Origin of the sequence: Streptomyces sp. 3214.6 (assembly GCF_900129855.1) — a bacterium.
GTDB classification, from domain to species: Bacteria; Actinomycetota; Actinomycetes; order Streptomycetales; family Streptomycetaceae; genus Streptomyces; species Streptomyces soliscabiei.
The window spans coordinates 4,604,479-4,618,677 of sequence record NZ_LT670819.1 but is presented as its reverse complement, the minus strand read 5'-3'; the positions used below and the strand labels follow the sequence as shown (position 1 = coordinate 4,618,677).

The 14,199-nt window shown below is 70.9% G+C and carries 14 protein-coding genes and 1 pseudogene; 8 read left to right on the top strand and 7 right to left on the bottom strand.

What is annotated here, in order from left to right:
• Positions 1 to 79 precede the first annotated feature (79 nt).
• On the top strand, positions 80 to 1,453 hold the full coding sequence (locus tag B5557_RS20770; protein ID WP_099936305.1) for an MFS transporter: 1,374 nt from the start codon (positions 80 to 82) through the stop codon (positions 1,451 to 1,453).
• A 6-nt stretch (positions 1,454 to 1,459) separates the two neighbouring features.
• Here B5557_RS20770 and B5557_RS20765 read toward each other — a convergent pair whose 3' ends face one another.
• Complete coding sequence (locus B5557_RS20765) at positions 1,460 to 1,561, bottom strand: DUF397 domain-containing protein (RefSeq protein WP_079660882.1); 102 nt, start codon at positions 1,559 to 1,561, stop codon at positions 1,460 to 1,462.
• Between the two features lie 42 nt (positions 1,562 to 1,603).
• Between B5557_RS20765 and B5557_RS20760 the strand changes: the two genes are divergently transcribed.
• The gene (locus B5557_RS20760) at positions 1,604 to 2,047 is read left to right on the top strand and encodes a hypothetical protein (protein ID WP_079660881.1); all 444 of its coding nucleotides are present in this window, start codon (positions 1,604 to 1,606) and stop codon (positions 2,045 to 2,047) included.
• Between the two features lie 133 nt (positions 2,048 to 2,180).
• Positions 2,181 to 3,398 carry a cytochrome P450 gene (locus tag B5557_RS20755; protein ID WP_079660880.1) on the top strand — a complete coding sequence of 406 codons (1,218 nt, stop codon included), beginning with the start codon at positions 2,181 to 2,183 and terminating at the stop codon, positions 3,396 to 3,398.
• On the opposite strand, the gene B5557_RS20750 is transcribed toward B5557_RS20755, so the two are convergent.
• Together B5557_RS20750 and B5557_RS20745 are read right to left on the bottom strand one after the other, a co-directional pair.
• Positions 3,382 to 3,618 (bottom strand): hypothetical protein, encoded by a 237-nt coding sequence (locus tag B5557_RS20750; protein WP_079660879.1) that lies wholly within the window; start codon positions 3,616 to 3,618, stop codon positions 3,382 to 3,384. The genes B5557_RS20755 and B5557_RS20750 overlap by 17 nt on opposite strands.
• A gap of 62 nt (positions 3,619 to 3,680) precedes the next feature.
• A pseudogene (locus B5557_RS20745) lies at positions 3,681 to 4,091 on the bottom strand (ABC transporter permease); the annotation flags it as partial.
• Between the two features lie 4 nt (positions 4,092 to 4,095).
• On the opposite strand from B5557_RS20745, the gene B5557_RS20740 reads away from it, so the two are divergent.
• A complete protein-coding gene (locus B5557_RS20740; RefSeq protein ID WP_079660878.1) occupies positions 4,096 to 4,482 on the top strand; it encodes a GbsR/MarR family transcriptional regulator in 387 nt (128 codons plus the stop codon).
• A gap of 21 nt (positions 4,483 to 4,503) precedes the next feature.
• On the opposite strand, the gene B5557_RS20735 is transcribed toward B5557_RS20740, so the two are convergent.
• Positions 4,504 to 6,012, bottom strand: coding sequence for an APC family permease (locus tag B5557_RS20735; RefSeq protein ID WP_079660877.1), 1,509 nt, complete (start codon positions 6,010 to 6,012; stop codon positions 4,504 to 4,506).
• A 150-nt stretch (positions 6,013 to 6,162) separates the two neighbouring features.
• Here B5557_RS20735 and B5557_RS20730 point away from each other — a divergent pair, with 150 nt between their 5' ends.
• The gene (locus B5557_RS20730) at positions 6,163 to 7,557 is read left to right on the top strand and encodes an ethanolamine ammonia-lyase subunit EutB (protein ID WP_079660876.1); all 1,395 of its coding nucleotides are present in this window, start codon (positions 6,163 to 6,165) and stop codon (positions 7,555 to 7,557) included.
• A gap of 29 nt (positions 7,558 to 7,586) precedes the next feature.
• Positions 7,587 to 8,351: an ethanolamine ammonia-lyase subunit EutC gene (gene eutC, locus B5557_RS20725; protein ID WP_079664903.1), complete on the top strand. Its 765-nt coding sequence runs from the start codon at positions 7,587 to 7,589 to the stop codon at positions 8,349 to 8,351.
• An 18-nt stretch (positions 8,352 to 8,369) separates the two neighbouring features.
• Here eutC and B5557_RS20720 read toward each other — a convergent pair whose 3' ends face one another.
• Entirely contained in the window at positions 8,370 to 8,786 is a 417-nt protein-coding gene (locus B5557_RS20720; RefSeq protein ID WP_079664902.1) for a DUF6086 family protein, read from the bottom strand.
• 115 nt (positions 8,787 to 8,901) lie between these two features.
• Entirely contained in the window at positions 8,902 to 9,894 is a 993-nt protein-coding gene (locus tag B5557_RS20715; protein WP_079660875.1) for a diacylglycerol kinase family protein, read from the bottom strand.
• A gap of 197 nt (positions 9,895 to 10,091) precedes the next feature.
• Between B5557_RS20715 and B5557_RS20710 the strand changes: the two genes are divergently transcribed.
• Positions 10,092 to 11,375 (top strand): adenylosuccinate synthase, encoded by a 1,284-nt coding sequence (locus B5557_RS20710; protein ID WP_079660874.1) that lies wholly within the window; start codon positions 10,092 to 10,094, stop codon positions 11,373 to 11,375.
• A 149-nt stretch (positions 11,376 to 11,524) separates the two neighbouring features.
• Positions 11,525 to 13,330 (top strand): bifunctional metallophosphatase/5'-nucleotidase, encoded by a 1,806-nt coding sequence (locus tag B5557_RS20705; protein ID WP_079660873.1) that lies wholly within the window; start codon positions 11,525 to 11,527, stop codon positions 13,328 to 13,330.
• 7 nt (positions 13,331 to 13,337) lie between these two features.
• Here the strand turns inward: B5557_RS20705 and B5557_RS20700 are convergent, their stop codons facing one another.
• Positions 13,338 to 14,186, bottom strand: a complete 849-nt coding sequence (locus B5557_RS20700; RefSeq protein ID WP_079660872.1) for an SDR family oxidoreductase — start codon at positions 14,184 to 14,186, stop codon at positions 13,338 to 13,340.
• Positions 14,187 to 14,199 lie beyond the last annotated feature (13 nt).

The following is a 14,199-nucleotide window of genomic DNA, read 5'->3' as shown; positions in this document are numbered from 1 at the left end:
CGGACGTCAGAGGTAGACCGTGACCGAGACCGAGACCGCGACGACACACCCTGTTCAACCCGTTCAACCCGCTCAACCCGTGCTGAGTGCGCGCAGACGCTGGACGGTGCTGGCCGTCTGCTGCCTGAGCATGTTCCTGGTGGGCCTGGACACCACCGTCGTCAATGTGGGCCTGCCGGCCATCGGGCGCGGCCTGGACGTCGACACGCGCGGCCTCGAATGGATCGTGGACGCCTACACCCTCGTCCTGGCCAGTTGTCTGATCTCCTCCGGCGCACTGGCGGATCGCTTCGGACGCCGCCGGGTGTTCCAGTGCGGGCTGGCCGTGTTCGGCGCGGCCTCACTGCTCTGCGCGCTCGCCCCGTCGGCGGGCGTGCTCATCGCGGCCCGCGCCGTGCAGGGCGTCGGCGCCTCGATGCTCAGCCCCGTGGCGCTGGCGATCGTGGTGAACGCGATGCCGGACCCGAAGGAACGGGCGCAGGCGATCGGCGTCTGGGCGTCGGTGTTCGGACTGAGCATGGCCGCCGGACCTGTCACCGGCGGCGCGCTGCTCGCAGGGCTCGACTGGCGGGCGCTGTTCTGGATCAACGCACCCGTCGTCGCGGCCGCTCTGCTGCTCAGTGCGGTGTTCGTGCCGGAGTCCCGGGCACCGCGGGCCCGGCCGCTCGACCTGCCCGGCCAGGTCCTGCTGACGATGGTCCTCGCCGTCGTGGTCGGCGTCCTGATCGAAGGACCGCGCATCGGCTGGACGTCGCCTGCGGCGCTGGCGGGATACGCGGGGGCCGCCGTGGCGACTGCCGGGTTCGTGTGGGCCGAGTCCCGCCGACGTGAGCCGCTGATGGATCTACGGCTCTTCGGGCGACCGGTCTTCACAGGCGCCGTCGTGGGCGCGGTCGCGGTCTTCGTCGCCCTGAACGTGACACTGCTGCTGAACACCCTCTACCTGCAGCACACCCGGGAATGGACGCCGCTGGCCGCCGGCGTGGCGACCCTGCCCCTGGCCGTCGGAGCGAGCGTCTGCGCGCCCTGGTCGGGCCGCATGGTCGGCCGCACGGGACCACGGCTGCCGCTGCTCCTCGCCGGCGGGTTCATCACGGCCGGCGGGCTCTGCATGGTCGGGCTCACCCCGCACACGAGCGTGCTCCTGCTGCTGGCCGCGTACGCGCTCATCGGCATCGGGTTCGGCTTCGCCAACGCCCCGATCACCAACACGGCGGTCAATGGACTGCCGCTCGCCCGGGCCGGCGTGGCCGGTGCGATCACCTCCACCGCACGGCAACTCGGCTCCGCCCTCGGCATCGCTCTCGCCGGCGGCCTGGTCACGGCCACCAGCCCGACGGAACTCGCACACGCGTCCCGCCCGGGCTGGATCCTGGTCGCTGCCTGCGGCGCACTGCTCTTCGTCGTCGCCCACGTGTCACGACCGGCGCAGGCCGTCACGGCCCCCGCGTGACGCTGTTCAGAACTGCTGGATGAAGGCGCGCCAGCCCTCACGGGAGACGGCGAGGAGGGGGCCGTCGTGCTGCTTGCTGTCGCGGACGGCGCGGACCCGTCCGTACACTCACCGGGTCTCGACACGAACGTCTCTCCTGGAGCAACTGCCTTGCGTACAGCACGAATAGCCACTGTCCTTGGTGGCATCGCCGCCGCGACCCTGCTCACGATCGGCAACGCGTCGGCCGTCAACTTCGAGATCGACGAGGCCGATCCCACGCCGTATGACGGGAGTGTTCCGTCCGCCATGGCGTGCGCCAACAACTCCGTCGGCAAGGGCTGCTTCCGCGAGGTCGGGGACTGGTTCGAGATCGTCGACGAGAAGAAGGACGGGCACGCGACCCTCGTCGCCTGGCGCAGCGTCTACCCCCAGACCCAGGCGACCATTCGGCAGGGAACCATCTGGAACACCGCCGGCTTCCAGACGTATCGCTACCAGAACAAGGACCTCCACGAGGGCTACATCCTGGAGCTCCGGGTCTGCGCAGGCGAGTGGCACAACAAGCACGTCATCGACAGCTCCTGCAGCGCCTGGACCACCACCAAGTCCTGACGGGGCGGCCTGACCCGATGGCTACGAGGGCGCCTGGCCGGGAGAGGTTCGCGATCGTCCGGCGTACGCAGCTGAGCGCCGCTCACCGAGACCCCCCTGGTCAGCACCCCCGGGCACGGGCTAGCGTCCGGTCATGGCTGTAGTTGAGGACCTTTCCTTCGATCCGTGGGATCCGGCGTTCGTGGCGGATCCGTATCCGGCGTATGCCGAGCTTCGGGGGCGGGGGCGGGTGATCTACTACGAGCCGACCGACCAGTGGCTGGTGTCTCGGCACGCGGATGTGTCGGCGTTGTTGCGGGAGCGGCGGCTGGGGCGGACGTATCAGCACCGGTTCACGCACGAGGACTTCGGGCGGACCGCGCCGCCCCCCGAGCAGGAGCCGTTCCACACGCTCAACGACCACGGGATGCTCGACCTGGAGCCGCCGGACCACACGCGGATCCGGCGGCTGGTGTCGAAGGCGTTCACGCCGCGCACCGTGGAGCAGCTGAAGCCGTATGTGCGGCGGCTGGCCGGGGAGCTGGTGGACCGGCTGGTGGAGGCGGGCGGGGGCGATCTGCTGAGCGACGTCGCCGAGCCGCTGCCCGTCGCCGTGATCGCGGAGATGCTGGGGATTCCGGAGTCGGACCGAGGGCCGCTGCGGCCCTGGTCGGCCGACATCTGCGGGATGTACGAGCTCCACCCGTCGCAGGAGACCGCGGCGCGGGCTGTGCGCGCCTCCGTCGAGTTCTCCGAGTATCTGCGGGAGCTGATCGCCGCCCGGCGCAAGGAGCCCGGCGACGATCTGATCTCCGGGCTCATCGCCGCCCACGACGAGGGCGACCGGCTCACCGAGCAGGAGATGATCTCGACCGCCGTGCTGCTGCTGAACGCCGGGCACGAGGCGACCGTCAACGCCACCGTCAACGGGTGGTGGGCGCTGTTCCGGAACCCGGAGCAGTTGGCCGCGCTGCGTGCCGATCACTCGCTCGTGCCGTCCGCCGTCGAGGAGCTGATGCGATACGACACCCCGCTGCAGCTCTTCGAGCGGTGGGTGCTGGACGACATCGAGATCGACGGGACCGTCGTGCCCCGGGGCGCCGAGATCGCCATGCTGTTCGGGTCCGCCAACCACGACCCGGCCGTGTTCGCCGACCCGGAGCGGCTCGATCTGACCCGCGCGGACAACCCGCACATCTCCTTCAGCGCGGGCATCCACTACTGCATCGGCGCACCGCTGGCCCGCATCGAGCTGGCCGCGTCGATGACGGCACTGCTGGAACGCGCCCCGACCCTGTCCCTCGCCGCCGAGCCGCGACGCAAGCCGAACTTCGTGATCCGAGGGCTGGAGGGGCTCAGCGTGACCCTCTGACGCGGCCGAGCAGACGGCTGAGCACGGCCCACAGAGCCAGGCCGGCGGCCGTCCCGCCCAGCAGCGCCAGCGGCAGTTCGGCGTAGAGGACCTTCCAGTCGGGGGCCTGCTCGAACCGCCAGAAGCGGGCGCGGACGTCCACGGCCCACACCGTGAGCCCCGCGCCCCACCCGAGCGCCATGGCGAGGCACCCGGCGGCGGACCCCGTACGTTGTCCCATGCCCTGGACGGACGCACGCGGGCCACCACAAGGTTCCGCCTGCCCCCGGCTCCGTCGCGTCGTCACGTCGTCATGTCCCGGCGGCGCAGTCCCGCCAGGCCCGCGACCGTCAGCAGCGCCGCCACGCCCAGGAGCACCGCCACCGGCGTCCACTCCATCGCTCCGCCCGGCAGCTTCGGCAGGTGGCCGAAGGGGGACAGGTCCAGCACCGCCCGGGGGGCGTCCAGCGCCGGGCCGATCCAGCCGATGAGAAGGATCGCGCCCGCCACGGCCCACGCCGCCGGCGCCAGCCGCGGGGCCGTGCCGTACAGCAGGACCGTCAGGCCTCCCACCAGCCAGATCGCCGGGATTTGGATCAGACAGGCGGCCAGGATCGGGAGGGCCTCCTTGCCGTAGCCCGCCGCGAAGCCCAGGCCCGCCAGGAGCATGATCAGGGCCGCGCCGCCGAAGGCGACCAGCAGGTGACCGGCCGCCCGGGTGTTCGCCGCGCTGCTCGCGTCCGACTCCGGCACCCTGACCTCCGCCGAACTCGGCGAACAGCTCCAGGTCAGCCCGGCCGCCGTCTCCGGGGCGGTGCGCTACCTCGCGCAGGTGCACATGGTCTCGCGGGAGCGTGAACCCGGCTCGCGGCGTGAGCGCTACCGGGTACACAGCGATCAGTGGTACGAGGCGCTGACCAGTCGGGATGCCATCCTCAAGCGGTGGGGGCAGACCCTGCGCGAGGGTGTCGACAGCCTCGGCGCCGCGACTCCGGGCGGCCGGCGGATCGCCGAGACGCTCGCCTTCTTCGATTACCTGGAGGGCGAGCTCACCGCGCTGATGGAACGGTGGCGGGTGCACCGCGACCAGACCTTCGGTCGGTGAGCCGGGCACTCGGCGGCCGGGTCAGCGCTCCTTCGTCTCCTCCAGCACCGTCCGCCCCAGCAGCAGGTACCTCTCCGGGGAGCGCTTCTTGAGGTACTGGGCGCAGCCCACGCCCGCCACCGCGATCAGCGCGACGAGCCACGGCGTCGCCTTCAGCACCAGCGAGCCCGACTCCGGGCCCGCCGCCACGCCCATGTTGGACACCAGCAGCGCGACCACGGCGAGCATCGCGACACCGCCGAGGAGCGGGGCGGTGAAGGTCCGGAACCAGTGCCGGCTCTCGGGGTGGTGCGAGCGGAAGTAGACCAGCACCGCGAACGAGCACACCGCCTGGACGACGAGGATCGCCATCGTGCCGAGGATCGCGAGCAGGACGTACGTCCCGGTGTACGGGTCCTTGCCCGCCGCCCAGAACGCGCCGATCAGGACGGCCGAGACGACCGTCTGGACCAGGCCCGCGATGTGCGGGGAGCCGTGCCGGGCGTGGGTGCGGCCGATGGTGTTCTTCAGGGACGGCAGGACGCCCTCGCGGCCGAGCGCGTACATGTAGCGGGCGGCGCAGTTGTGGAAGGCCATGCCGCAGGCCAGCGAGCCGGTGATCATCAGCCACTGCATGACGTCGACCGCCCAGTGGCCGACGTAGCGCTCGGTGGGGTTGAAGAAGAGGCCCAGCGGGTCGGCGGTGGCGACCTTCACGGCCTGCGACTGGCCGGTGCCCGAGATGGCCATCCAGGAGACGAACACGTAGAAGACGCCGACGCCCAGGACCGAGATCATCGTGGCCTTGGGGATGATCTTCTTCGGGTTGCGGGACTCCTCGCCGTACATCGCCGTCGACTCGAAGCCGACCCACGACCAGAAGGCGAAGAAGAGCCCGAGCCCGGCGCTCGTCCCCTTGAAGGCGTTGGCCGGGTTGACCGGGTCGAGGCTGAAGCCGTCCGGGCCGCCGCCGTGCAGGGCGACCGAGACGGCCATCGCGGCGAGGACCGTCACCTCGGTGGCCAGCAGGACGACGAGCAGCTTCTCGGCGACGGAGACGCCGAACCAGGTGCCCGTCGCGTTGATCGCGAGCATCAGCAGCGCGAACGCCCACCACGGGATGTCGAGCCCCGTCTGGTCCTTCAGGGTCGTGGTCGCGAAGGACGAGAAGATGCCGATCAGCGCCGGCTCGAACACGACGTACGCGAAGGTCGCGAGCAGGCCCGAGGCGAGGCCGACCGAGCGGCCGAGGCCGTAGGAGATGAAGCCGTAGAAGGCGCCCGTCGAGGTGATGTGCTTTGCCATCGATGTGAAGCCGACGGAAAAGATTGCCAGGACGACCATTGCGACGAGATAGCTCGCCGGGGCCCCGATGCCGTTGCCCGACGACACCATGAAGGGCACGTTGCCGGTCATCGCGGTGATCGGCGCCGCCGTCGCAACGGCCATGAAGACCACGCCGAGCAAACCGATGGCATTGGGTTTGAGCCGGTGAACGGTGCCTTCTTCGCCTGTGCCGGCCGCCGAGGCGACTCCCTGGTCCACTGTCATCGGGGTGGCCCCTCTCCTGGTCGTCCGCTGGTGTGCTGGACCGGAACTCTGTAGCCCGAATGAGTCGGTCAAGGGTGTCGGTACGTTAAATGCTTGTCAACCAGACCTTTAGAAATCTGGCGGCAACACGTGGCTCGTACCGTCGCCGCCATGACCGTGCACACCTCCACCCTCGGCGGCGAGCGGCACCGCTTCGACTCGCTCGCCCGGCTGCTCGCCGCCGCGAGCCCCGAACGCTCCGGCGACCGCCTGGCCGGCCTCGCGGCGGACAGCGCCCGGCAACGGGTCGCGGCACGCTGGGCGCTGGCGGAGGTGCCGCTGGCCGACTTCCTGACCGAACCCCTCATCCCCTACGAGGACGACGACGTCACCCGCCTCATCCTCGACACCCACGACCCGGCCGCCTTCGCGCCGGTCGCCGCCATGACCGTCGGGGAGCTGCGGGAGTGGCTGCTGTCTCAGGCGGCGGACGCGGTGACGCTGGCCGCGCTGGCGCCCGGGCTCACCCCGGAGATGGTCGCGGCCGTCTCCAAGCTCATGGGCAACGCGGACCTGGTCGCCGTGGCCAGGAAGGTGCGGGTGGTCACGGCCTTCCGGTCGACCATCGGCCTGCCCGGCCGCCTGGCCACCCGGCTGCAGCCCAACCACCCCACCGACGATCCGGCGGGGGTCGCGGCCGCCCTGCTCGACGGCCTCCTCCTCGGCTCCGGCGACGCGGTGATCGGCATCAACCCGGCCACCGACAGCCCCAGGGCCGTACGCGACCTGCTGGAGCTGCTCGACGAGGTGATCGGCCGGTACGCGATCCCCACCCAGTCCTGCGTGCTCTGCCACGTGACCACGAGCGTCCGCCTCATGGAGCAGGGCGCCCCCGTCGACCTCGTCTTCCAGTCCGTCGCGGGCACCCAGGCCGCGAACGCCTCCTTCGGGGTGACCCTCGGGCTGCTCGACGAGGCGCACGAAGCGGCGCGGGGGCTGGGGCGCGGAACGGTCGGGCAGAACGTCATGTACTTCGAGACGGGCCAGGGCAGCGCCCTCTCCGCCGACGCGCATCACGGAGTGGACCAGCAGACGGTCGAGGCGCGGGCGTACGCGGTCGCCCGCCGCTACGACCCCCTGCTGGTGAACACGGTCGTCGGCTTCATCGGCCCGGAGTACCTCTACGACGGCCGGCAGATCCTGCGCGCCGCCCTGGAGGACCACTTCTGCGGCAAGCTCCTCGGCCTGCCCATGGGCCTGGACATCTGCTACACCAACCACGCCGACGCCGATGACGACGACATCGCCACGATGCTGACGATGCTCGGCGTGGCCGGGGCGTCCTTCGTGATCTGCACCCCGGGCGGCGACGACATCATGCTCAACTACCAGTCGGCCTCCTACCACGACGCGCTGTACCTGCGGGAGGTGCTGGGGCTGCGCCCGGCGCCGGAGTTCGAGACGTGGCTTGCGTCGATCGGGCTGCTGGACGAGCGCGGCGGCATCCGCGAGGTGTCCGGCACGGCGCATCCGCTGACGGCGATCGGACGGGAGCTCGCGGCATGACGAACAGCCAGGCGACTCAGGTGGATCAGATGGCACCGGCTGCTCAAGTATCCACAGCGGACGGCGAGTTGTGGACCGCCCTGCGCCGCCGCACCCAGGCCCGCATCGGGCTGGGCCGGGCCGGCAGTGCCCTGCCCACCCGGCACCGGCTGGAGCTCCAGGCCGCGCACGCGGCCGCCCGGGACGCGGTGCACTCGCCGTTCGACCCGGACGCGGTGGCGGCGGAGCTGACCGGCACGCCGGTGATCCGGGTCCGCAGCGCTGCCCCCGACCGCCTCACCTACCTCCAGCGCCCCGATCTGGGCCGCCGTCTGCACCCCGTCGACCGGGCCCATCTGCCCACGGACGGGTGGGACGTCGTCTTCGTGGTCGCCGACGGGCTCTCCAGCCGGGCGGTGCACGAGCACGCGGCGGCGCTGGTCCGGGCGACGGCCGCGTTGCTGCCGCACCCCACCCGGGTGGCGCCCGTCGTCCTCGCGGAACAGGCCCGGGTGGCTCTCGGCGACGACGTCGCGCACGCCATGGGCGCCGTCGCCGTGGTGGTCCTCGTCGGCGAACGCCCCGGCATGTCGGCGGCGGACTCGCTGGGCGCGTATCTGACGTACCGGCCCCGGCCCGGCGTCACGACGGACGCCGACCGCAACTGCCTCTCCAACATCCGGCCCCCGCTGGGCCTGACCTACGAGACGGCGGCGGCGAAGCTGGCCGCGCTGCTGCGGGGGGCTCGTGAGCTGGGCCGCAGCGGGGTGGACCTGAAGGACGAGAACCTCGGTACGCAGGGGCTGCCGGAGTAGCCGGCGCCGCGTGCGGACTCAGCGGGGCATGGCGCGCTGCAGCTCCAAGACCTGGGCGCGCAGTCGGGCCGGGCGGTCGGGGTCCGAGGAGAGCGGCACCTGCACGGCCATGAACCCGTCGAGCGTGGCGGGCGGCTCCGGCAGGCGGATGTCCAGGCCGATCCGCGCGGCGAGCGCCAGCACCGTGGCGAGGAACCCGTCGGACAGGGCGTTGATGATCGCGTGGCTGGTCCGGTTGTGCCGGTCGAGCACGGCGTTCACGAACGCCTCGAAGACCGGCACGTCGATCTGACACTCGTCGTTCCACATCGGCCCGAACCCCGATGGCACGCCGACCCACTCCTCGTAGACGCGCACATGCGCCAGGAACAGTTCGGAGGCCTTCGTCGCCGGGTTCCACACCGACTCGCCGTCCACCTCGTAGTACTGGCTCATCGCGGCCCCCATTCGCCCGCGCGCGCGTCCACGGCCTCCGCAGCGCGTGCGCGTTCATGTCAACGGATGCGCAGCGTAACCAGGTCCGTCGGCCGGACGCTCCGGATTTTCCCGGTCACCGGCCCGGCAGCATCAGCCCCAGCGCGCCCTCCCGCACGGTCCACGTCCGCCGCCGTACCGGCCCCGCGACGGCCGTGTCCGCCCGGTAGCGGAAGTCCGCGCCCGAGACGGTCACCGTGCGTCCCCTGGCCTCCAGGGGGGCCGCCTCCGCGCCCAGGGACAGGGGCCGTACCGTCACGACGGCCGTGCCCGCGGGACCCGGGGCCACCGAGACCGCCGCCACCGGCTGGTCGAGGTCGACCAGCGTCACGCCGTCGACCTCGATGCGCAGCCGGGCCGGTCCGGGCGGGGCGGGGGCGGGGGAGAGGCAGGAGGGCCGCGACGGCACCAGGGTGCGGACGAGCGACTGGTACGTGCGCAGCCAGTGCCGCCCGCCGTGCACGAGCCTCTCCGCCCCGTCCGCGCCCTCCGCCCGGCCGGCCCGGGCCGCCCCATCGGTCCCGTGAGTCCAGTCGGTCCAGTCGGTCCGGTCGGTCCGGTCAGTCCCGTCGGACGCCTCCAGCTCGTCCCGGGTGTCCCGGGCGTCCCGTGAGTCGCGTGGGGCGAGTGGTATCGGTGGGATCCTGAGCGCGCCCAGCACCACCCCGTCGCTGTCGTCCACGAGCACGTCCAGCCGCCGTTCGGCGCCGTCCAGGGCGGCCCGGGCCGCCGCCACGGCCCCCGTGGGCACCCCGAGGGCGTGCGCGATGCTCAGCGAGGCGCCCACGGGCACCACCGACAGCACACATTCGGCCAGCGCCCGCTGCCGGTGCAGCAGGGCCACCGCGCGGTTCAGCGCACGGTCGTCGCCGACGACCACCGGCCGCCGTGAGCCCCGCCGGGACAGCACCCGGGCGAATTCCTCCGGATCCTCGGGCAGGCACACCTTGGTACTCGCCGCACCCGCGCTGAGCACGTCTTTCGCGATTCGGACGGACTCCCCGTCCATGCTTCGGGCGACCGGATCGATGATCACCAGCAGCTGATCGGACGTCGGAGAAGTCGCCACCTCGGTCCTGCCTCGCTTCCTCGGGTAGCATCTTTGTGCAAGAGCCCCTTGCGCTATTGCGCCAGGGGCTTCGTCTATTCCGGGGCATCCGGGTCCGACAACTGGCGACCGAAGACGGTCGCGGTGCACGCGGTGGAACGAACTGCCGCGTACGCCCCTGACCTTGGACATGCCCCACCCGGAAGGGGTGTACGCGCGTGCCCGCACTTGTGCTGCTCGGTGCTCAGTGGGGTGACGAAGGCAAGGGAAAGGCCACCGACCTGCTCGGTGGCTCGGTGGACTACGTAGTGCGCTACCAAGGTGGCAACAACGCCGGCCACACGGTCGTCGTGGGCGATCAGAAGTACGCACTCCACCTTCTCCCTTCCGGAATCCTGTCCCCCGGCTGTACGCCGGTCATCGGTAACGGTGTCGTCGTCGACCCCTCGGTACTGCTCTCCGAGCTGAGCGGTCTGAACGAGCGCGGCGTCGACACGTCGAAGCTGCTGATCAGCGGCAACGCGCACATCATCACGCCCTACAACGTGACTGTCGACAAGGTGACGGAACGCTTCCTCGGAAAGCGCAAGATCGGCACCACCGGGCGCGGGATCGGTCCGACTTATGCCGACAAGATCAACCGGGTCGGCATCCGCGTCCAGGACCTCTACGACGAGTCGATCCTCACCCAGAAGGTGGAGGCCGCGCTCGACGCCAAGAACCAGCTGCTCACCAAGCTGTACAACCGGCGCGCGATCGCCGTCGACCAGGTGGTGGAGGAGCTGCTCGGCTACGCCGGGAAGCTGGCGCCCTACGTCACCGACACGGTGCTGGTCCTGAACCAGGCGCTGGAGGAGAACAAGGTCGTCCTCTTCGAGGGCGGTCAGGGCACGCTCCTCGACATCGACCACGGCACGTACCCCTTCGTCACCTCGTCGAACCCGACCGCGGGCGGCGCCTGCACGGGCGCGGGCGTGGGTCCGACGAAGATCAGCAGGGTCATCGGCATCCTGAAGGCGTACACGACCCGGGTCGGCTCGGGCCCGTTCCCGACGGAGCTGTTCGACGAGGACGGCGATGCGCTGCGTCGCATCGGTGGCGAGCGGGGCGTGACGACCGGCCGTGACCGGCGCTGCGGCTGGTTCGACGCGGTCATCGCGCGGTACGCGACCCGCGTCAACGGTCTGACGGACTTCTTCCTGACGAAGCTCGACGTCCTCACCGGCTGGGAGCAGATCCCGGTCTGCGTCGCGTACGAGATCGACGGCAAGCGGGTCGAGGAACTCCCGTACTCCCAGAGCGACTTCCACCACGCGAAGCCGGTCTACGAGACCCTGCCCGGCTGGTCCGAGGACATCACCAAGGCGAAGTCGTTCTCCGACCTCCCGAAGAACGCCCAGGCGTATGTGAAGGCGCTGGAGGAGATGTCCGGCGCCCCGATCTCCGCGATCGGCGTGGGCCCGGGCCGCGACGAGACGATCGAGATCAACTCGTTCCTGTAAGTCACCTGACGGAACGTCGACTTGGGCCGGTCTTGGACATCCTTGACCGGCCCATGGGCTGTTCGCGGTTACGCCCGTAACTGGCGGAAGGCAAGCATCTACGCGGGTAGTTGCCAGTCTTCCTTCCTCTCCAGTTCCAGGAGTCCCGAATGCCCGTTCCTCCCCTGAACCGCCGTGAGTTCGTGCAGAAGTCGGCTGTGACCGGGGCGGCCGTCGCCGTCGCGGGGACCGTGGGGGCGGGCACCGCCCAGGCGGCCGACCGTAAGCCTGCCAAGACGCCCCGTACCTGGACGTTCTCCATCCTCGGCACCACCGACCTGCACAGTCACGTCTTCGACTGGGACTACTACAAGGACGCCGCCTACTCCGACGCCAAGGGCAACTCCGTCGGCGTCGCCCGGGTCGCGACGCTCGTCAAGCAGCAGCGCGCGGCGAAGGGCGAGGAGCACGTCCTGCTCGTCGACGCCGGCGACATCATCCAGGGCACCTCCCTCGCCTACTACTTCGCGCGCGTGGAGCCCATCACCGGCAAGGGCGTCAAGCACCCGATGGCCGTCGCCATGAACCACATGCGCTACGACGCCGCCGCCCTCGGCAACCACGAGTTCAACTACGGCATCGAGGTGCTGCGGAAGTTCGAGCAGCAGTGTCACTTCCCGCTGCTCGGGGCGAACGCCCTCGACGCGAAGACGCTGCGCCCCGCGTTCCCGCCGTACACCGTGAAGCGGATCTGTGTCCCGGGCGCCCCCGACATCAAGGTCGGCATCCTGGGTCTGACCAACCCCGGCATCGCGATCTGGGACAAGGACAACGTCAGCGGGAAGATGGTCTTCCCGGGCCTGGTCGAGCAGGCGAAGAAGTACGTCCCGCGGCTCCGCGCCCTCGGCTGTGACGTCGTCTTCCTCACCGACCACTCCGGCCTCGACGGCTCCTCCTCCTACGGCGACGCCCTTCCGTACGTCGAGAACGCGTCCAACCTCGTCGCCGAGCAGGTCCCCGGCATCGACGCGATCCTCGTGGGCCACACGCATGTGGAAGTGCCGTCGTACACCGTCAAGAACGCCGAGACGGGAGAGGACGTGCTCCTCTCGGAGCCGTACTGCTGGGGATACCGCCTCAGCGTCTTCGACTTCGAGGTCGAGCTGGAGCACGGCCGTTGGAAGGTCGTCGGCAAGTCCGCGCAGACCCTCAACCCCAACACCGTGGACGAGGACCCGGAGATCAAGAAGCTCCTGGAGGCCGACCACGAACTCGTCGTGAAGTACGTCAACACGGCCGTCGGCACCTGCACGGCCGACCTCTCGGCGGCGGAGTCCTGCTGGAAGGACGTCCCCATCATGGACTTCATCCACGAGGTGCAGATGCAGACGGTCAAGGCGGGCCTGTCGACGGCGGACGCGGCCCTCCCGCTCATCTCCGTCGCCGCGCCCTTCAGCCGCACCGCCGACATCCCCGCAGGCGACGTCACCATCAAGGACATCGCCGGGCTCTACATCTACGACAACACCCTGTACGGCAAGAAGCTCACCGGCGCACAGCTCAAGGACTACCTGGAGTACGCGGCGAAGTACTACCACCAGGTCCCGGCGGGCACGACGGTCGACACCGCGACCCTCACCAACGCCAACAAATTCTGGGACTACATGTACGACACCGCCGCGGGCGTCTCCTACGACATCGACATCGCGCAGGCGGAGGGGTCGAGGATCAAGAACCTCACCTACAACGGCGCCGCCGTCGCCGACGACCAGGTCTTCGTCGTCGCCGTCAACAACTACCGGGCCAACGGTGGCAGCGGCTACCCGCACATCGCCACCGCCGGCATCGCCTACAGCTCCACCAACGAGATCCGCCAGCTGATGATCGACTACGTGACGGCGAAGAAGACGCTCGACCCGGCGGACTTCGCCGCCGCCAACTGGAAGCTGACCCAGGCGGGTTCGCCGGTCTTCTGACGGCGCCTCAGCGGAAGGCGGGGGCGTTGCGCGCCGCCCACGCGGCGAAGGTGCCCGGGGTCCGGGCCAGGACGCGTTCGACGTCCGGGCTCGGGCGCCGCTCGTCCTCGGTGGGCTCGCCCAGGATCGCGAGGGTGCCCTCGACCACGGGCAGCGGCATGAACCGCGCCATGAGCGCGTGGGCCTCCTCCCGGGTCTGCTCGGTGAAGCGCACCGGTTCGCCCAGCGCGGCGGCGATGGCCGCGGCCCGCTCTCGCGGGGTGGTCGGCGCGGGGCCGGTCAGCGTGTAGGTGGCGCCCAGGTGGTCGTCGCCGAGCAGGGCCGCGACGGCGACGGCGGCCACGTCGTCGGGGTCGACGAACGGCAGGCCGACGTCACCGAACGGCGCCGCCGCCTCCCGTCGGGCGCGGATCGACTCGGCCCAGGCGAACGCGTTGGTCGCCATCCCGCCCGACCGCAGGACCGTCCAGTCGAGCCCCGACTCCCGTACGGCGTCCTCGAAGCGGCGTGGGTGCCCGTACGCCTGCGGGCGGGTCTGCGCGCCCTGCGAGGACAGCAGTACGACCCGGCGGATCCCGGCGGACTTCGCCTCGGCCAGGACGCCGTGCGGGTCCTCGCCCGCCACCAGCAGGAACAGCGCCCGCGCTCCCTCGAACGCGGCCCGCAGCCCGGCCGGTTCGGCCAGATCGGCGGGCACCGCCCGCACCCCGGCCGGCACGTCGGCGTCGGTGACGGCGCGGGCGACGGCCGTCACGGGCACCCCGGCCTCGGACAGCATCCGCACCAGCGCGCGTCCGACGTTCCCGGTCGCACCGGTCACCACGATCGTGTCGTTCGTGTCGTTCGTGTCGGTCATTTCGGTCCCCGTC